Annotated in this window: 10 protein-coding genes and 2 pseudogenes; 4 read left to right on the forward strand and 8 right to left on the reverse strand. The window is 64.7% G+C overall.

Annotated elements, in window-relative coordinates:
- Positions 1–87 precede the first annotated feature (87 nt).
- Positions 88–3888, reverse strand: a complete 3801-nt coding sequence (locus AC630_RS36435; RefSeq protein ID WP_074123234.1) for a YhdP family protein — start codon at positions 3886–3888, stop codon at positions 88–90.
- 204 nt (positions 3889–4092) lie between these two features.
- Between AC630_RS36435 and AC630_RS36440 the strand changes: the two genes are divergently transcribed.
- The 3 genes and pseudogenes from AC630_RS36440 to AC630_RS44660 form a co-directional block, all read left to right on the forward strand.
- Entirely contained in the window at positions 4093–4779 is a 687-nt protein-coding gene (locus AC630_RS36440) for a peroxiredoxin (RefSeq protein ID WP_074123223.1), read from the forward strand.
- Between the two features lie 111 nt (positions 4780–4890).
- Positions 4891–6252: a M23 family metallopeptidase gene (locus AC630_RS36445; RefSeq protein WP_208867095.1), complete on the forward strand. Its 1362-nt coding sequence runs from the start codon at positions 4891–4893 to the stop codon at positions 6250–6252.
- 12 nt (positions 6253–6264) lie between these two features.
- Positions 6265–6411, forward strand: a pseudogene (locus AC630_RS44660) (O-antigen ligase family protein); the annotation flags it as partial.
- Here the strand turns inward: AC630_RS44660 and AC630_RS36450 are convergent.
- From AC630_RS36450 to AC630_RS36480, 7 genes and pseudogenes are all read right to left on the reverse strand, one after another.
- Entirely contained in the window at positions 6412–7647 is a 1236-nt protein-coding gene (locus AC630_RS36450; RefSeq protein ID WP_074123225.1) for an ABC transporter substrate-binding protein, read from the reverse strand.
- 114 nt (positions 7648–7761) lie between these two features.
- A complete protein-coding gene (locus tag AC630_RS36455; protein ID WP_074123226.1) occupies positions 7762–8673 on the reverse strand; it encodes a DMT family transporter in 912 nt (303 codons plus the stop codon).
- 71 nt (positions 8674–8744) lie between these two features.
- Positions 8745–9620 (reverse strand): DMT family transporter, encoded by an 876-nt coding sequence (locus tag AC630_RS36460; protein ID WP_074123227.1) that lies wholly within the window; start codon positions 9618–9620, stop codon positions 8745–8747.
- A 14-nt stretch (positions 9621–9634) separates the two neighbouring features.
- Positions 9635–10516, reverse strand: coding sequence for an NAD(P)-dependent oxidoreductase (locus tag AC630_RS36465; protein ID WP_074123228.1), 882 nt, complete (start codon positions 10514–10516; stop codon positions 9635–9637).
- A gap of 2 nt (positions 10517–10518) precedes the next feature.
- Positions 10519–11650, reverse strand: a protein-coding gene (gene prfB, locus AC630_RS36470; RefSeq protein WP_143198586.1) for a peptide chain release factor 2 whose coding sequence is annotated in 2 segments (ribosomal slippage) — positions 10519–11580 and positions 11582–11650 — 1131 coding nt in all. Because the reading frame shifts where the segments join, the coding sequence is not laid out codon by codon here.
- A gap of 104 nt (positions 11651–11754) precedes the next feature.
- Positions 11755–14253, reverse strand: a complete 2499-nt coding sequence (locus AC630_RS36475) for a penicillin-binding protein 1A (RefSeq protein WP_074123230.1) — start codon at positions 14251–14253, stop codon at positions 11755–11757.
- 221 nt (positions 14254–14474) lie between these two features.
- Positions 14475–15771, reverse strand: a pseudogene (locus AC630_RS36480) (N-acetylmuramoyl-L-alanine amidase).
- A 706-nt stretch (positions 15772–16477) separates the two neighbouring features.
- Here AC630_RS36480 and AC630_RS36485 point away from each other — a divergent pair.
- Positions 16478–18889 (forward strand): Rne/Rng family ribonuclease (locus AC630_RS36485; protein WP_074123231.1); only part of this gene is annotated, 2412 nt, incomplete at its 3' end.

Raw genomic sequence — 18889 nt, forward strand, 5'->3', positions numbered from 1 at the left:
ATGTGGATGTCCGGGACATAGGCGAGCGAAACGAGGCCGTCCTTCAGACGGCTATGCCCGGGCATGACGACCGCTTCAGCTCTGCAGCTATCGCCGCGTGGGGCTGCAACCGCTCGATAGCTGACGCGACGATCCGGCCGAGCCGTCGTTCGACTGCGATGGGAATTCATCGAACGGCGAGCTCTGCTTGCCGGTGTTGAATTCGAAGATCTTGCGGAACAGGCCGGGCGCCATCGCGGAGATCGGATTGACGCGCATCACGGGAGCCGCCGGCGTGCCGACGACCTCGTAGGTCACGCCGATTAGTCCCTCATTGTTGCCGCCACCGAGGAAGATGCCGAACAACGGGATCTGGCCGAAAATGTTGTTGACGCCATACATCGGCACGAACGTGCCGCTCATGCACACCTGGTTGCCCGGATAGTCGATCGACCCCTCGATGGTGGCGCCGATCATCGGGCCCTTGACCACGCCATCGCGGATCGTGAGTGCGCCGTTCTGTCGGGTAAACTCGGCGCGCAATGCGCTGAAAGAGACGCCGTTCCCGGTCCCGTTGGGCGCGCCCGCGGCAACGCGCTCGAGCTGTGCCTCGCCCTTCACCGTGAAGTCGCGCACGTTGATGAGACCTTCGCGCGACGTGTTCGGCTCGGACGTCGGCGGCTCCATCGCCACCACCATCTGGCCGCCAACCGCCTTGGTGTAGGTGTCGGTGAAGCGCAGCAGCGCGCCGGCATCGCTGGTCTGGAGGTAGATCACCTCGCGGTTGCCCTGGGCGCGGCCGCCACGCAGGTCGGCGGCCACCGGCGTGTCTTTGCCGATCTTGCCGCTCAGGGTGAAAGCCTTGATGGCGCCGTTGCGTTTCGACATCTTGGCGTCGACGCTGCGCATCGCCTCGCCGTTGAAACCCGCGACGGCGCCGAGCTTCACGTCGATGTCGAAGTCGACGTTCTTCATCTTGTTCTTGGCGTCGTCCTTGGAATTGCCTGAGATCGCCGACTTCAGGAAGCCGCGGCCGTCGAACACATCGCCGCGCATGGTGCCCCTGAGCACACCGTCCTGGCCGCGCTCGACCTTCAGTGAAGCCTTGTCGCCGTCAGACGGCGAATAGGTCGGGAAGCTCGCGTTCATGAGGTCGCCGTTCTGATCGACCTCCACCGTGCCCTTGATCGAGGCGCCGCCGCCTTCGACGACGATATCCTCGAGGCGCGTCGATTGCGCGGTCGGCACCACCTTGAAGCTGGCCTTGCCCGACTTGCCCGGCAGCTTGACCCAACCAGGGAGGATATTGTCGAGCTTGACCGAGGTCAGGTCGGCCTCGACGCCGAGCTTGGTCGTCTGATCCGGGCCGCCGGCGATCTTGCCAGAGAGCTTGATCGGTAGCGACCCGCTGACGGCGGGACCGAGGTCGAAGCCGAGGCGCGCGCGGCTCGCATCGTCCAGCGTCGCCTGCAATCTGACGTCCGCATCCCCCTCGGCCGGTTTGCGATAGTCGAGCGAGGCCGCCTGCCCGTTGATCTTGACGTCGCCCTTGACCTGGTAGCCCTGGTTGTTGGCGGCGATCTTGAGGTTGTTGGCCTCCAGCTTCTGGTTCATCACCAGCTTGTCGGCGGCAAAGCCGTTGAGATCGGCGGTGAAGGCGTAAGTGGTGTCGGCCTTGATGAGCTCACCCTTGACCGGCATGCTAAGCTGGATGTTCGCCGAGAACGTTCCCTTGCTGGTGTTGGGATCGATGACGGTCGATGACAAATCGCTCAAGCGGTCATTGGAGAGCATTTCGGCCGCGGCGGGCACGGGCCCGTCGACACGGAACCTGGCCCGCGATGGCGACGGCTTGAGCGCCATGTCCGGCACCTCGAAGGTGAAGTCGGAGATCGTGATCTTGCGGCCGGCGGGCGTGTCGGCGATGCCCTGCCCGATGTTCACGGTCGCGGTGCGCCCGGTCACATGCGCCTTGAGGTCGGCATCGTGCACCACCGGCATGCCGTCCACCGGGCGGACCGCGACGCCGCTCGCGACAATATTGACGGAGAGACCGTCGTCGGGAATCGGCGGGCCCTTGCGCGGAAGGTTCTTCACCGGCGAATTGACGCCGATCTCTATGCGCTGGAGCGTGCCGCGCTCGATCCGCTCGATCACCCATTGACGCACTTCCGGAACGATGAGCGTCGGCCACATCCGTTTCAGCGCCGAGGCCGACATCGGCGTTCCCGCAAAGCCCAGCGTCAGGCGCGGCTCGCCCGAATAGTCGATGGCGCCGGTGCCGGCGACGCCGATCTCGCCGTTGGAGATATCGGCCTGCGTCAGCAGGAGGCGCTTGTGGTCGGTGTCGAAGCGGAAGCCGATTGCGATACGGTTGAAGACCAGCGGCGGCTCGTTGTCGATACCGCCGAGGAGGATCGATCCACCGCTGAAGCCGAGCTGCCAGTCATTGATGTTGCCATTCGGCGGTTCGAGATGCGCCAGGAGCGTCAGGCGGTTGGCGCCCGAGAGAACCTTGAACGGCGCGACCAGCACGCGCCGGCTCGAATCCCACTCGACATTGATCTCGGCCGAGTCGATCGCCATTGGATAGTCCGGCGTGTCGGTGTCGATGATGCTGCCCGCACCGGCTACGATCTTGCCGCGGAAGAAGGTCGGTACGCCGTCGCGGCCGAGCTCGCCCTTGAGTTCGCCAGTCAGCGGCAGGTCGGCCGTATAGGTGAGATCCTTCACCCGCATCGCCAGCAGGATGTTGGAGGTCGAAACCTTGTCGGCGCGGATATCGACCGAGCGCACGCCGTTCTCGGCGGGGCCGATCGTGGCACGCAGCATCCACGGGCGCGCACCCTCCTCGCCGAGGCTCAGCGTGACGCCGCCACGGCTCGGCCGGCGCAGGCTGAGCGTGATGTTCTCGAACGTCCATTTGCCGCCGCGCTGCTGATCGTCGACGATCAGGTTGCCGTTCTTGAGACCGATCTCGTTGAGGTTCTGGCCATCGAGGCCGGTCATGCTCAGACTGTCGAGCCAGTCGAGGCCCTGAAGAATTCCGCTCTGCGCAGGCGCCTGGGGCGCGGCCTGGGATGCGTCCGGGCTCGCAGGCGCCGTCGCGAATGGCGGCGGCGGGACACTATTGCGCGGGAATGTCGGCGGAAGGCCGGCATCCTTCTTGGAGGCGACGCCGGTTGCCAGCGGCTTTGCGGTGTCGCCGGCGGAGACAGTGACAGTCCCGTCAGGCGCGATGCGGATCGCAAGCTCGGCATCGACGAGATTGAGGCTTTCGGCGCGCAGGTGCCCCATCAGCAGACCCGCACCCGACAGCTTCACCTCGGCTTTCGGCGCGCTGGCGACGATGGCGTGATCACGGTCGCGGACGATGATGTCCCGGATACGTACGGCGATACGGACGCGCCCGGCACGCTCGATCTGGGTGCCGCCGACCTCCACGGTGTTGCCGTGGCCGATATTGTCCTCGATCGCCGCCGCGAGCCACGGCGTTGCGATGTCCAGATTGATGGGACCGGCGCCGAGCCGCCACCATAGCGCGCTGAAACAGCCGACGAAGATGACGACGAGAGCACCGACGACGACCACCAGCCGCTTCAGCCAGCGACCGCCGCCCAGCCAGCGGCGCATCGCCCCAAAGCCGTCACCGAAGGGGTGGAAGCCCGAATTGGAACGCGACAACAGCCGGCGCGCGCGATAACCCGCTGCCGCTTCCTGATCCGGATCCCAATCGGCGTCGTCCCATTCCTGCGGCTGTTGTTGACCGCCACGCCGATCGAAATCCCGATTGTAGTCCTGGGGCGACGTATCCCTTGCCATTGCCTCTCGATACAGGCGCCCGTCGTAGGATTGAGCGCCGCCGGGGCCGCAGCCGTCCACGGGAAGCGGAGCTCCCTGTGCCGGCATTGCCGCCATACCTCGAATATTCCTGCTGTTCGTCATTTCGCCCCGTGAGCGCGTTCAACGAGCAGTGGGGTGATGCGTGGAATTCCTTGTAACCATACTCCGGCGTCGTCAGACTTGCCCAGCCGAGGGCCCGATTCCGGCACACCGGACGAGAGCTGCAATACCGCTTTGGTTGACCCGTCGAAAGCGACGAAAGGAAGGCGTATGTCCAAGAAATCCCGAAAGAAATCGTCCAAAACGCCCTCCGGCGGTCCGACCGCAAAAAAGAAGGCCCTGAAAACGCGGGCATCGACTCAAGCAAAGTCCGCGAAAACACAGCGGACGCCGGTGAGCAAATCAACCGGGACCATAGCAAAAGCAGGATCACATAAGGCCGCATCGAAACAGTTAAATTCTTCCAAATCAGCCCCGGCGGCGGCAGCGAAGGTGACCTTGAACGAAGGCCAGAAGGCCCCCGCCTTCCGTCTGCCTCGCGATGGCGGCGGCGCGGTTACGCTCTCGGACTATGCCGGCCAAAAGCTCGTCCTGTTTTTCTATCCCCGCGCCGATACACCCGGCTGCACTAGGGAGGCCATCGACTTCACCCGTCTTGCGGGTGCCTTCACCGCAGCCGGCACCGCCGTGCTCGGCATCTCCGCCGATTCGTTAAAGGCCCAGGAGAAGTTTCGCGACAAGCATAGTCTCGGCATTCCGCTGATCTCGGATGAGAAGCACGAGATGCTCGAGGCGTATGGCGCCTGGGGCGAAAAGTCGATGTATGGCAAGAGTTTCCTCGGAATTCTTCGCACCACGGTGCTGGTCGGGACCGACGGCAAGGTGGCGAAGGTCTGGCGCAACGTCCGGGTCGACGGCCATGCCGACGCGGTGCTGGAAACGGCAAGAAGTCTTTAACCAGCCCGTTAGATTCGGCCGGTTCCGTTTCCGGAAAATTAACCATGATCGCCCCAGATTGCTGCGGCAATTGAGCCGCAAGGAACTCATCCGACCGGCGCGGGAGTGCCGATGTCGAAAAGTTCTGCCCAATACTCGCACTACCCCCAGCATCATCCTCACGACCATGGGCGGCCCTACCAGCGTCGTCCCGCCGCGGCAGCGGCTGCGATTCCCCTTCCCGCCACCGACGACGCCTACACCATCGTCCACGCCGGCAAGCAGGTTCGCTTCGGGCCCGTGGTGTTCTGGATCGTGGTCGGCACGGTCGTACTGCTCGGGCTCTGGTCGGCCGCGACCGCGACCTATTTCGCCTTCCGCGACGACGTGCTGACCCGGCTGATCGCCCGGCAGGCCGAGATGCAGTACGCCTATGAGGACCGCATCGCCGAGCTGCGCGCCAAGGTTGACCGCACCACCAGCCGCCAGTTGCTCGACCAGGAACAGTTCGACCAGAAGCTCGACCAGATCCTCAAGCGCCAGACGGCGCTGGAGTCCCGGGCAACGGCGCTCGGCGCCATGCCTGACGTGACCGGATCGATCCCGCGATCGGCCCCGCAGCGCAGCGATACGAACCAGGGCGCGACGCAAGGAACGCCAAAGCCCTCGCCGATCAGCGACACCGTAATCTTCGTGGCGCCACCAGACCGCGAAGCGCGGCTTGAGTCGCGCGCGCCGACCGTCGCGGCCCCGCAGGTCAACCAATTCGCCAAGAACCAGGGCTTCGACAATGTCCTGATCCGGCTCACGACCTCGCTCGACCAGGTCGAGCGTCGTCAGATGGCCGCGCTCAGCGCCGTCGAGGAAGGCATGGATTCGCGCATGCGCCGGATGCGCGGCGTCGTCAGCGATCTCGGGCTCAATCTCGCCAGCCTCGAAGCCGCCGTGCCGCGCTCCGCGATGGGCGGCCCCTTTGTGCCGATCAAACTCACGGCCAATGCCGGGCCGTTCGAGAAACAGCTCTATCGCATCAACACCACGCGCGCCGAGATGGACCGGCTCAACCGTACGCTGGCGCTGGTGCCCTATCGCAAGCCCGTCATCGGCGAGGTCGAATTCACTTCCGGCTTCGGCGTGCGCAGCGATCCGTTCCTCGGTCGTCCCGCGATGCACACCGGGCTCGACTTCCGCGCCGCGACCGGCGATCCCGTGCGCGTCACCGCCAACGGCAAGGTGGTCTCCGCCGGCTGGTCCGGCGGCTACGGCCGCATGATCGAGGTCGACCACGGCAACGGGTTGTCGACCCGCTACGGCCATCTCTCAGAAATCAACGTCAGGGTCGGCGAGATCGTGAAGATCGGCCAGGTAGTCGGTCTCGTCGGTTCGACCGGACGTTCCACCGGCCCGCATCTGCACTACGAAACCCGCATCGACGGCGAAGCGGTCGATCCGCAAAAATTCCTGCGCGCTGGCGTGCGGTTGAGCGCAGGCTAGGCCCCGCGCCGCATCGGGCCCGTCGCCATCGTGCAGAACATTGCGAGCTCACTGCTGAACTCGCATCTGTTCGATTTCCCGGAGGGCTGGATGTATGTGCTCGGCGTCGGCGTCGCCGGCGGCATGGCACCGAAGGCGAAAGCCGGCAGCCAACCCTGACTACTGGCCGCGCTCGTGGCCGACCTCGCCGGTGATGACGTCGCCGAACAGTTCCCAGGCCTGTCCGTTGAAGCGCATCAGCTGCATCTGCTCGATCGGGAAATAGTCATCGGGCGAGGTATTGACCATGATGCCGGGCAGCATCAGGTCGGTGTGGAAATCCCTGAGGTTTGCGGCCTGCTTCATGACGTTCTCGCGCGTGAGATTGTCGCCGCACTGCTTTAGCACCTGCGCCATAGCCTCCGCTTGTACGTAGCCGTAGAGATTGTTGGCGTTCGCCTTGTCGCCTTCGGGGTAATATTTATCCATGAACGCGCGCCATGCGATCACCGCAGGATCCTTGTCCCAGGTCGGATCAGTCGGGTCCTTCAGATACGCCGTCGAGATGATGTCCTTGGCGTATTCAAGCCCGGCAGGCTTCAGCACCGAGGCAATCGACGTAGCTGTATTGCCGAGAAAAAACTTCGGCTTCCAGCCGAGCTCGCCGACTTTGCGGATCGCCTGTGCCGAGCCCTTCGGGGCGGCCCATGAGAAGAAGATGTCGGCACCGGAATCGTGCAAGGCGACGATTTGCGAGTCGATCGAGGGATCGCTGACCTCATAGGACTTGTCGGCAATGATCATGCTGGCCTTGTCGCCGAGCCCGTCCTTCAGGCCCTTGAACTGGTCCTTGCCGGCGTCGTCGTTCTGCCAGAACACCGCGATCTTGCTGTTGGGGAAATGATCGCGGATGTACTTTGCGTAGATGCGTCCCTCGCTCTGGTAGTTCGGCTGGAAGCCCATGGTCCACGGGAAATTCCTGGGATCACCGAACTTGGTGCCGCCGGAAGCGACGAAGAGCTGCGGCACCTTCTTGGCGTTCATGTATTTCATGATCGCGGAGTTCGAGGGCGTGCCGAGCGCCTGGAAGATCAAGAGGACTTCATCGCTCTCGACGAGCTTGCGCGCCTGCTCAATCGCCTTCGGCGGCGAATAGGCGTCGTCGTAACTGATGAAGTTGATCTTGCGCCCATTGATGCCGCCCTGGTCGTTGATCATCTTGAAATAGGCGGCCTCGGTCTTGCCGATCACGCCATAGGACGACGCCGGCCCGCTATAGGGCATGATGTTGCCGATCTTGATTTCGGTGTCGGTGGCGCCGGGATCGTATTTCTTCTGCGCCAGCGCCGGTGTCGCGACGAGCACGCCGGCAACAAGAATGGCGAGGGCATCAAGGCTTGTCCGACGACCCGGCATCGTTCTCTCCCCTATGTTTTGTAGTCTTGTTTTGAGGCGAGTGTCGCAAGGCGGCGAGCGGCTGGCAAGCGCCTCCATTTTCCGCGGAGTGAAACCACTCGAGGAACCGGCAAGTTAGATGACGCGGCGCGGCAACCTTAGCACGCGCCCGTCAATCACGAGTAGCGCACTGCCAATGACGATCGCGCCCGCGATCTCACGGGCGGAGATCGGCTCACCCAGCACCAGCCATCCCAGAAGAATTGCGGTGACGGGAATGAGCAGCGTCACCAGCATGACATTGGTCGCGCCCGAACGCCGCAGGATCTGAAAGAAGACGATGTAGGCCAGCGCCGTCGACAAGCCGGCGAGGCCAAGCACCGCCAGCCAGGTCATCGGGCCCGGAATCGGCAGGCGCCATGGCTGCTCCACCGCGCCGGCGACAATCGCCATCATCAGCGTCGAAGCCATCAACTGAAATGTCGCCGTCCCCAGCGGGGCTGCGTTCTTCAGCAAGCGTCGCGCCGCCAAGGCTGCAAAGCCATAGCTGAGGGCGCCGCCGAGGCAGAGCAGAATGCCGAACCCCTGCCCTGTCCGTGTTTCGATGCCCCATCCGCGCAGAACGATCACGCCGAGAAGCCCCATAGCTACCCCGGCCACCCGGCGCATCTGCAAGGCCTCTTCGCCCGCCGCCGCCATCACGATCACCGCGAACAGCGGTGTCGTTGCATTGAGGATCGACGCCAGCCCGCTCGGGATGAAGGTCTGGCCGACCACGATCAGCGAGAATGGAATGACGTTGTTCAGCAGGCCGATGACGAAGAATGCCCGCCAACCGGCGACACCTTTGGGAAAGCTGATCCCCTGCATGCGCAGGAGCGGCAGGAGAATGGCAGCGCCAAGCGCGACGCGCAGGAATACCAGCGTCAGCGGCGGCAACTCCCGCAGCGCCGCTCCGTTGAAGAAGAACGAGCCGCCCCAGAGGACCGAGAGCACGGCGAGCAGCGACCAGTCTCGCGCATCGATCCGGTTGTCGTTCGGGGGCATGCGTCTCACCTCGGCGGCCGACCTAGTCCAAGCCAATGGGTAACGCCACCCGATTTCCGGCAAGACCCTGCTCAGGAGGATCGGCGTGATCGGACGTCGCCCGCGATATCGACAATAACGGCCCCGATCACAAGAGGGCCGCCAATGAGCGCGTGAACTGCGGGCAATTCACGAAATCCAACCCAGATCCAGAACGGCATCAGCGGCGTTTCCAGCGTCGCGATCAGGGACGCCTGCCCTGACGGCAGGAGGCGCGAGCCGAGCATGTAGAAGGTCAGGCCGAGCGCGACCTGAAGGCAGCCGAACATCGCGAGGATCGCGAGGTTGTTGCCGCCGACATGGGCAATATCGTGCGCGAACGGGAGGCTGACGAGGCTTCCCATGAAGTTCGACAGTGCTGCTGCCGCCACCATCGACGTCTGGCGATGGCGCCGGACGACAACCGTCATGGCGGAGATGGCGAGCACCATCAGGCAGCTCAGGAGCACTCCGCCGAGATCGGCACCAGCTTGCACACCGCCGACCGTGATGACTACGCAGGCAAAGGCAATGAGGCTCGCGATCAGCGTGCGCCATGTCGCGGCTTCGCCGAGCCACAGCCATGCCAGCGCAGCGGCAACGAAGGGCTGGGTTGCGATCAGCACCGCGACATTCATGACGTTGGTCATCTGCAAGGCGGGAATGAACGAGAGCATGCCAAGCGCGGACAATGACGCGACGAGCAGGCCATCCCTCCCCGGCACCAGCAATTGCCACAGGGCAGCGCGGCCCTGCATCATGACGAGAAAGATCGTGATCAGGCTGCCGCCGAGCAGGCCGCGCCAGAACAGAATGGTCCAGGGGTCGAATGGCAGTAGCCGCGTAAAGAACGGTGCCGTGCTCCAGGCAATCGCGGCGGCGATGACGAGGGCAATGCCGAGACCGCGTTCCGAACGAGGCTGGCCCACGTGGATGTGACCGGCTAGGACGGCTTCTTCGGCCGCGACACCAGCTCGATCATCCTGCCTTCATCGTCGTCCGGCATCGCAGCCTTCGCCTGCGCGTAGGCTTCGACCGCGGCGCGCGCGACCAGCGGCTTGTCGGCCAGCAGGCTCTCCGCGAGCTTCACGGCATAGGCGGCATCCTTGTACCGCAGCGCCGACGTGAAGGTCGCGCCGCTAAAGTCGCGGGCAACCATGCGCTTGGAGTGACGCTGCACCTGCGGACTTGCGGCCACGCCCGCCTGGATCGACTCCAGCACCAGCTTCATGTCGAGGCCGGCTTGCTCGGCGATCGCAAGACCTTCAGCGAGCCCGGCGATCTGGATCGCGCCCATCAGATTGTTGATGAGCTTGTATACGGTGCCGGAGCCGACCGCGCCGAAATGGCGGATGGTCGAGCCGATCGGCGTCAGATAAGGCCGCGCGCGTTCGAGATCGGCCGCATCGGCGCCAGCCAGAAGCGTCAGCTTTCCGCTAGCTGCCGCGTCCGGCAGTCCCGTGACGGGGCAGTCGATGTAGATGAGCCCGCGTGCATTGAGCTCGCGGCCCATCTCGCGCGCATGGTCGTAGGAAACGGTGGAGCATTCAATCGCGATGGTGCCGGCCTTCGCCGTCTTGGCCGCGCCCTTGGACCCGAGCCAGACCGCGCGCGAGGCCTCGTCATCGGCGACCATGGTCACGACGGCGTCGGCATCGATGGCCGCATCCTCAGGCGAGGTCGCCCACTGCGCGCCGCGCGCGATCAGGTCTTCGGCCTTGGCCTTGCTGCGATTCCACAGCGTCACCGTGAAGCCGGCATCGAGATAGCGGCCGGCCATGCCATGGCCCATCCGCCCCAATCCGATGAAGGCGACGCGGGGCATGATCAGTCCACGTCCTCGATGTCGCCGGTGGTGGTCCCGAACGCGCGCTGCGCCAGCGTTGCGGCCATGAAGTCGTCGAGATCCCCGCCGAGCACGCCCGACGTGTCGGAGGTCTGCACGCCCGTGCGCAGGTCCTTCACCATCTGGTAGGGCTGGAGCACGTAGGAGCGGATCTGGTGGCCCCAGCCGATATCGGTCTTGGCGGCCTGGTCGGCTGCGGCCTTCTCCTCGCGCTTCTTCAGCTCGATCTCGTAAAGCCGCGCACGCAGCATGTCCCAGGCCTGCGCCCGGTTCTTGTGCTGGGAACGGCCGGCCTGGCAGACCACCGCAACGCCGGTCGGAATATGCGTCAGGCGCACGGCGGATTCGGTCTTGTTGACGTGCTGGCCGCCGGCGCCGCCCGAGCGCATGGTGTCGGTGCGGACGTCAGATTCCTTGATATCGATCTTGATGCTGTCGTCGATGACGGGGAACACCTGCACACTCGAAAACGAGGTGTGCCGCCGCGCGTTGGAATCGAACGGCGAGATGCGCACCAGGCGGTGCACGCCCGCTTCCGTCTTCAGCCAGCCATAGGCGTTGTGGCCAGAGACCTGGATCGTCGCGGACTTGATGCCGGCCTCTTCACCCTCGGACTCTTCGAGGAATTCGACCTTGAAGCCGTGAGTATCGGCCCAGCGCGTGTACATGCGCAGCAGCATCTGCGCCCAGTCCTGGCTTTCGGTGCCGCCGGCGCCGGCATGGACCTCGAGATAGGAATCGAAGCGGTCGGCCTCGCCCGACAGCAGCGCTTCGAGCTCGCGCCGCGCCACTTCCTTCTTGAGGTTCTTCAGCGCGGCTTCAGCTTCCGCGACGACGCCGTCATCGCCCTCGGCCTCGCCGAGTTCGATCATGCCGATGTCGTCTTCGAGCTCCTGTTCGACCTTGCCGATGCCCGACAGCGAGTCCTCGAGAGAGGTCCGCTCCTGCATCAGCTTCTGGGCCTTCTGGGGATCGTTCCAGAGGTTGGGATCTTCTGCGAGCTTGTTCAGCTCAGCGAGGCGCGCCGTCGATTTCTCGACGTCAAAGATGCCTCCTCAGCAGCCCGACTGACTGCTTGATCTCTTCTACCAACCGTTCGATTTCGGCGCGCATGTCGTTCTCTGGTCTCGCGGAATCCCGCGTGCATTGGAGCTGGGGATGTAGCGGCGGCGGCGCCAAAGCGCAACTATCCGCTCTCCAATCGCCGGCGTTGTCAGCTAGTAAAGTCCGCCGGTGCCCGGACGCATGAAGAAGCCGGAATCGGGCGGTGGCGGCTGCTGGGGCATGCGCCCGTCGGCATCGGCCACGCCGATGACGGAGTAGTTATCCGGCGGCGCCGTGCCCGGCTTGAAGGCTTCGAGGATCGTTCCACCGGTCTCGCCGGGGCCGGCGCGCATGCCGGTCTTGGCGACGACGCGGACGAGCTTGATGCCGGCCGGCACCTTGAACGGAACCGCGGGCTTGTCGGCGAGCGCGAGCTTGAGGAAATCGCGCGCGATGGGCGCGGCCAAATGGCCGCCGGTTGCGGCGTTGCCTCTGCCGAGCGGACGCGGCTTGTCGTAGCCCATATAAATGGCAACGGCGACGTCGGGCGAGAAGCCGACGAACCAGGCATCCTTGGCCTCGTTGGTGGTGCCGGTCTTGCCGGCGATCGGCTTGCCGACCTCCCTCACCACGGTGGCGGTGCCGGCTTGCACAACGCCTTCCATCAGCTCGGTGATCTGATAGGCGGTCATGGAATCCAGCACCTGCTCGCGGCGGTCGATCAGCTGCGGCTCGGCCTGGTTCTTCCAGCCGCCCGGCGCGTCGCAGCCGCGACATTCGCGCTGGTCGTGCTTGAAGATGGTGTGGCCGTAGCGATCCTGGATACGGTCGATCAAGGTCGGCTTCACCCGGCGGCCGCCATTGGCGATCATCGAATAGGCCGTCGCCATGCGCATCGCCGTCGTCTCACCAGCGCCGAGCGCGTAGGAGAGATAGTTCGGCAGCTCGTCATAGACGCCGAAGCGGCGCGCATATTCGCCGATCAGCGGCATGCCGATGTCCTGCGCGAGGCGCACCGTCACGGTGTTGAGCGACTGCCGCAGCGCGTTGCGCAGTGTCACCGGTCCCTGGAATTTGCCCGAGGAGAAGTTTTCAGGCCGCCACACGCCGGCGCCCTGACCCTGGTCGATTTCGATGGGCGCGTCGAGCACCACGGTCGAGGGCGTATAGCCGTTGTCGAGCGCCGCCGAATAGACGATCGGCTTGAACGACGACCCCGGCTGCCGGTAGGCCTGAGTGGCGCGGTTGAACTGGCTCTGGTCGAACGAGAAGCCACCGACCATCGCGAGCACGCGGCCGGTCCAGGGATCCATCGCGACCATCGCGCCGGATACTTCGGGGATCTGGCGCAGCCGGTACTGGCCCTCGACGGGCTGGCCGTCCTTGTAGAGCGGATCGGCATAGATCACGTCGCCGGGCTGCAGCACCTGCGACACTGACGTCGGCGCCCTGCCCTTCGTGGCGCCCTGCGCGGCCCTTGCCCAGCGCACGCCGTCGAGCGTAACGATGCCGGTCTCGCGCTGCTTGCTCACCGCGCCGCCGAGCTCGCGGCTCGGCTGGAAGCCGATGCGCGCCGACTGGTCGCTGGTCTCCAGCACCACCGCCATGCGCCACGGCGCGATGTCGGAGAGCGACTTGATCTCGGCGAGCTTCACGCCCCAGTCGCCCGACGTATCGAGCTTGCTCATGGCGCCGCGATAGCCCTGCTGCTCGTCATAGTTCACGAGACCGGTGACCATGGTCTTGCGGGCCATGACCTGGATCTTAGGATCCAGCGTGGTACGCACCGACAGGCCGCCCTCGTAGAGCTTCTTCTCGCCGTAGCGCTCGAAGATGTCGCGGCGGACTTCCTCGGCGAAATACTCGCCGGCGAAGGTGTGCGCGCCATTGGAGCGGTTGGTGACGGCCAGCGGCTCCTTGCGCGCCTTCTCGGCGTCTGCCTGCTTGATCCAGCCGTTCTCCTGAAGACGGTCGATCACGTAATTGCGGCGCTCGATGGCGCGGTCGCGGTTACGCACCGGATGCAGGGTCGCCGGCATCTTCGGCAGCGCCGCAAGATAGGCAGCTTCCGCAACGGTGAGCTCGTTCACCGACTTGTCGAAATAGACCAACGAAGCGGCTGCGATGCCGTAGGCACCGAGGCCCAGATAGATTTCGTTGAGGTACAGCTCGAGGATCTTGTCCTTCGAGTAGGTCTTCTCGATCCGCATCGCCAGCAAGGCTTCCTTGATCTTGCGGGCGAAGGAGACCTCGTTGGTCAGCAGGAAGTTCTTGGCGACTTGCTGGGTGATCGTGGAAGCACCCTGGGGACGGCGGTTGGAGCCGTAGTTCTGCAGATAGACCAACCCGGCGCGCGCCATGCCGGTGTAGTCGATGCCGCCATGCTCGTAGAAATTCTTGTCCTCGGCCGCGAGGAACGCGTTGATCACGAGCTTCGGCACCGCCTGGATCGGCAGGTAAAGCCGCCGCTCCTTGGCGTATTCGCCGAGCAGCGAACCGTCGACCGCGTGCACGCGGGTCATCACCGGGGGCTCGTAATCCTGGAGCTGAGAGTAGTCCGGCAAGTCCTTGGAGAAATGCCAGATCAGGCCTGCCACGGCACCGACACCGACAAGGAACACCACCGTTCCCGCGGCGAACAGGAAGCCCATGAACCGCACAAGCAAGCGCATTATCTGTTTATCCGTTCAAACTCTGGATCAGCCCCGGCACCCCAAAACAGGCGCCAATCTCACGTCGCGAATTGACCGGCCTACTCAATTACATCAATGCCGGACCTAAGACGCTTGCCGAACGGGATTCTCGTCGATTACGGAACCCCCTGCGGCGTTTTTATAAAGCGCCCGCTGTGGCCAAACTAGGGCTTTTGCGGCGGGACGGAAAAACCCTTTACTCAATTCGAAGATCCTGCGGTCGCCATCCGCTTGGCCAGGAATCCGTCGATCGCCTGCGCCATCGAGCCCACGGCACGGGACCGCCAGCCCTCGGACACCAGATGTTCGAGGTCTCCCTTGTTGGAGACATAGCCGATCTCGACCAGCACCGAGGGCACGTCGGGCGCCTTCAGCACCCGGAAGCCCGCCGACTTCAGGGGATGCTTGTGCATCCGCACCGTCGCCTTCATTTCACCCATCAAGAGGTGAGCGAAACGGCTTGAAAATGTACGGGTTTCGCGCTGGGTCAGGTCGATCAGGATGTCGGCGACATCGGTCGGCTCCTCCGCAAGATTGAAGCCCGCGATGGCGTCCGCCCGGTTTTCCGAGTCCGCCAGCCGCTGCGCCTCGGCGTCGGAGGCCTTGTCCGACAGGGTGTAGATGGTCGCGCCCTGCGCGTCGCCCTCGGCGCGTGGCAGCGCATCGGCGTGGATCGAGACGAACAATGCGGCCTTGAGCCCGCGGGCGACTTTGACCCGGTCGTTGAGCGGGATGAAGGTGTCGTCGCTCCGCGTCATCACCACGCGGTATTTGCCAGTTTTCTCCAGGCGGTCGCGCAGTGCGAGGCCAAAGGCCAGTACCAGGTTCTTCTCGCTCTCGCCGCTCGACTGGGTGCCGTTATCAATGCCGCCATGGCCGGGATCGATCACGACAACGGGGCGGCCGTCGGCTTTTTGCTGCGCTGTTTCAGGAGCCGCCGCGGCCGGAACCGTAGCGGGCGGCGCATCGGCGATCGCGGGCCGCAGCTCGGGACGGTTTTCCGGAGCGAGCGACTGCACGAAGGCGGCGCGGTCGACCTCCTCAAGCTCGAGCACGAGTCGGGCCGGCTGGCTGTTGGCCGCCTCCAGCACGTAAGAATTAGCGATCTTGGCCGGCCCTGTCAGGTCGAACACGATTCGCGAGCCGCCCGGCATGACCAGCCCGTAGCGGAAGGCCTTGACCAGCCCCCGCCCCCCCGGCCCCGGTGCCCGCCGGCAGCTGAAAATTGACTTGCGGCACATCGACCACCACCCGGTACGGGTCCGCGAGCGTGACGGCGCGGAAGGTGACGGTCTGGTCGATGTCGAGGATGAAGCGGGTCTGCTTGCCATCGCCGGCCAGCCGGGCGGCTGAGGCGATTGGAAAACTCGCTGCTGCAACAGACGGTTGCGACTGGCTTTCCGCGGCGCTCAGGCGCGAGAAATCAGCACACAGCAGCGCTGCGGCGCACAACAGCACGCATGCCAGCAAAACCCTTTGATTTGTGCGGCCCGCCACCGACTTCGCGCCTCCGAGCTGCTTTGTTAACGCAATAGAACCGCAGGGTTAATCGCTCCTTAATGACGAATGCGCGAAACTCGCTGACTGTGACCGCCGTGCGACGCTCCCTTGCACGGTTGGCCCATTCCACGTATGTACGGAGTGCTGACGGCCGATATTTCCGGTTGTGTCGCATTCAGCCTCCCGGTGCAGCGCCGGAACTCCCAAGGTTTGGGAATTCCAGCGTTTTCCGCTCCCCCTCTAAGACCAGCGCAGTGCGCGGCAGCGAGATGGAGCGGGCCAAGCCCCGGCGGCGGACGGTCCCTGGTTACCACCGTGTTTCCGGGACGGTTTTGACAGCGGCGCAACGCGTTACCCGGTCCCTTAATCCCGAGGGGGCGGTTTATGATCCCAAGGCGAGCGCGCTCGCGCCATGCCTTGGCCGGCAGCAACTGATTGAGGGGCGGCCTCGCCGCCCAGATGTTTCATACGGGCCGACGCTTGATGCGCCAGACTGTGCCGACGAATTCTGAAGGACCGTTCGCGACGCTGCGGAGTGAAAATCCCGCGCGCCGCTTCGGTCCTCCAGCTTGCGATCCGGCAAGGCGCGAGAGACGGCGTTTCGGCCTTCCTCTCACCCCCGAATCAGGTGGACCGTCGCGTCACCCGGCAGCGCTGTTCGCGCCCACGGTGAGTCGCGCCCGCCGCCTCCAAGAGTTAAGACATGCCCAACAAGATGTTGATCGATGCCACCCACCCGGAAGAGACCCGGGTCGTCGTGGTCCGCGGCAATCGCGTCGAAGAGTTTGATTTCGAGACCGCGCAACGCAGGCAACTGCGCGGGAACATCTACCTCGCCAAGGTCACCCGGGTCGAACCGTCGCTGCAGGCAGCGTTCGTCGAATATGGCGGCAACCGCCACGGCTTCCTCGCCTTTAGCGAAATCCATCCCGACTACTACCAGATCCCGGTCGCCGACCGGCAGGCGCTGATCGAGGCCGAGGAACAGGCCCATCGCGAGGCCGAGGAAGAGAGCGAGAACCGCTCCCACGGCCGCCGCCGCTCGCGCCACCGCAACGCCCGCCGCCGCGGTCATGGCGAACGCGTTCGCAGCGACATCGGTGAGGGTCTCGACGCCGGCGCCGATCATGCACCCCAGCCGGTCGATGGCGAGCCGATCCCGGATTACACCGAGGGTGCTTCGCACGAGGGCGAGCATCTGCACGCCGATGCCGAGCATCACGGCGAGCACGAAGGCCACGATCACCACGAACACGATCACGACGAGCATGGGCACGACGATCATCATCACGCCCATGATGACGATCACCATCACGCTCACGACCATGACGACCATGGTCACGACGGCGAGCACGATCGTCACGACCGTGATCATGCCGACGAGACGCCCGCGCCGGTCGCAGCGATCGGCACCGAGCCTGTGGTCGCGGCCGAGGTCGTTGCCGAAACGCAGGAGGCCGCCACCTCCGAAGCGCACGCCGAGGCTCTCGCCGAAGCCGTGACATCAGCCGCTGAACCGGCCGATGCCGTGTACGCTGCCGGCGAGACCGCCGACGCGCCGCATGCCGAGGCCGCGGAAGCAGCCGGAGAGGACGACGAAGACGAGGACGGCGAGGAAGCCGAAGAGGAAGTCGTCGAATCCGTCGGCGGTGACGACGTGCTGGAGGAAGTGCCGGAGCGCACCTACCGGCCGCGCCGCCAGTACAAGATCCAGGAAGTCATCAAGCGCCGCCAGGTGATGCTGGTGCAGGTTGTCAAGGAAGAGCGCGGCAACAAGGGCGCGGCGCTGACGACCTACCTCTCGCTCGCCGGCCGCTATGCCGTCCTGATGCCGAACACCGCGCGTGGCGGCGGCATCAGCCGCAAGATCACCAGTGCGCAGGACCGCTCCCGCCTGAAGGAAGTGGTGCAGGATCTCGACGTGCCCGAGGGCATGGGCATCATCCTGCGCACCGCAGGCGCCTCCCGGACCAAGCCCGAGATCAAGCGCGACTTCGAATATCTGATCCGGATGTGGGAGACGGTGCGCGACCTGACGCTGAAGTCGCAGGCGCCGACCCTCGTCTACGAGGAAGGCTCGCTGATCAAGCGTTCGCTGCGCGACCTCTACAACAAGGAGATCGACGAGATCCAGGTTGCCGGTGAATCCGGCTACCGCGAAGCGCGCGACTTCATGAAGATGCTGATGCCCGCCAATGTCAGCGCGGTGAAGCAGTATCGCGACGGTCAGCCGCTGTTCTCGCGCATGGGCGTCGAAAGTCAGCTGGACGCGATGTTCTCACCGACGGTGCAATTGCGCTCCGGCGGCTACATCGTCATCAACCAGACCGAGGCACTGGTCTCGATCGACGTCAACTCCGGACGATCGACCCGCGAGCATCACATCGAGGACACCGCGCTCAAGACCAATCTGGAAGCGGCCGAAGAGGTCGCCCGCCAGCTTCGTCTGCGCGACCTCGCCGGCCTGATCGTCATCGACTTCATCGACATGGACGAGAAGCGCAACAACCGATCGGTCGAGCGCAAGCTGTCCGATTGCCTCCGGCAGGATCGCGCGCGCATCCAGGTCGGCCGCATTTCGCATTTCGGCCTCCTGGAAATGTCGCGTCAGCGCATCCGCGCCAGCGTGCTGGAGTCCTCGACCGATCCATGCCCGCATTGCGGCGGCACCGGCCACGTCCGCTCGGTCTCCTCGGTGGCGCTGCAGCTGCTGCGCGGCCTCGAAGAGATCCTGATGAAGGGCGCGACCCACAATCTCGTGGTCCGCACCCGCACCGATGTCGCGCTCTACGTGCTCAATCACAAGCGCGGTCATCTGCGCGACCTGGAGAACGGCTTCAAGGTCACGCTGTCGATCATCGCCGACCCCGGCGTCAGCGGCCCGCAGGCCTACCTCATCGACCGCGGCGAGCAGGTGCATACGCTCGAAGCCGCCAAGGCGCTGCTCGCGGCGCAGGCGGCCGCGAGCCCGCCGCCGGTGGCCGAAGAGGCCTATGACGACGAAGAGTTCGATGCGGAGCTCGAATCCGAGGTTGAGACCGAGGAGACCGAAGGTCTCACCGAGGAACAGGCTGCAGGCGACGCAGCACTCGAGCAGGACGGCCAGCGCCGCAGG

It is taken from the genome of Bradyrhizobium sp. AS23.2 (genome assembly GCF_001908185.1).
Classification (GTDB): Bacteria; Pseudomonadota; Alphaproteobacteria; order Rhizobiales; family Xanthobacteraceae; genus Bradyrhizobium.

What these genes read in the sequence shown, in the direction of transcription:
- AC630_RS36435 (WP_074123234.1), bottom strand. Translation starts at nt 3,888, where the DNA reads ATGCCGGCACAGGGAGCTCCGCTTCCCGTGGACGGCTGCGGCCCCGGC.
- AC630_RS36440 (WP_074123223.1), top strand. Translation starts at nt 4,093, where the DNA reads ATGTCCAAGAAATCCCGAAAGAAATCGTCCAAAACGCCCTCCGGCGGT.
- AC630_RS36475 (WP_074123230.1), bottom strand. Translation starts at nt 14,253, where the DNA reads ATGCGCTTGCTTGTGCGGTTCATGGGCTTCCTGTTCGCCGCGGGAACG.
- AC630_RS36465 (WP_074123228.1), bottom strand. Translation starts at nt 10,516, where the DNA reads ATGCCCCGCGTCGCCTTCATCGGATTGGGGCGGATGGGCCATGGCATG.
- AC630_RS36455 (WP_074123226.1), bottom strand. Translation starts at nt 8,673, where the DNA reads ATGCCCCCGAACGACAACCGGATCGATGCGCGAGACTGGTCGCTGCTC.
- AC630_RS36450 (WP_074123225.1), bottom strand. Translation starts at nt 7,647, where the DNA reads ATGCCGGGTCGTCGGACAAGCCTTGATGCCCTCGCCATTCTTGTTGCC.
- AC630_RS36445 (WP_208867095.1), top strand. Translation starts at nt 4,891, where the DNA reads ATGTCGAAAAGTTCTGCCCAATACTCGCACTACCCCCAGCATCATCCT.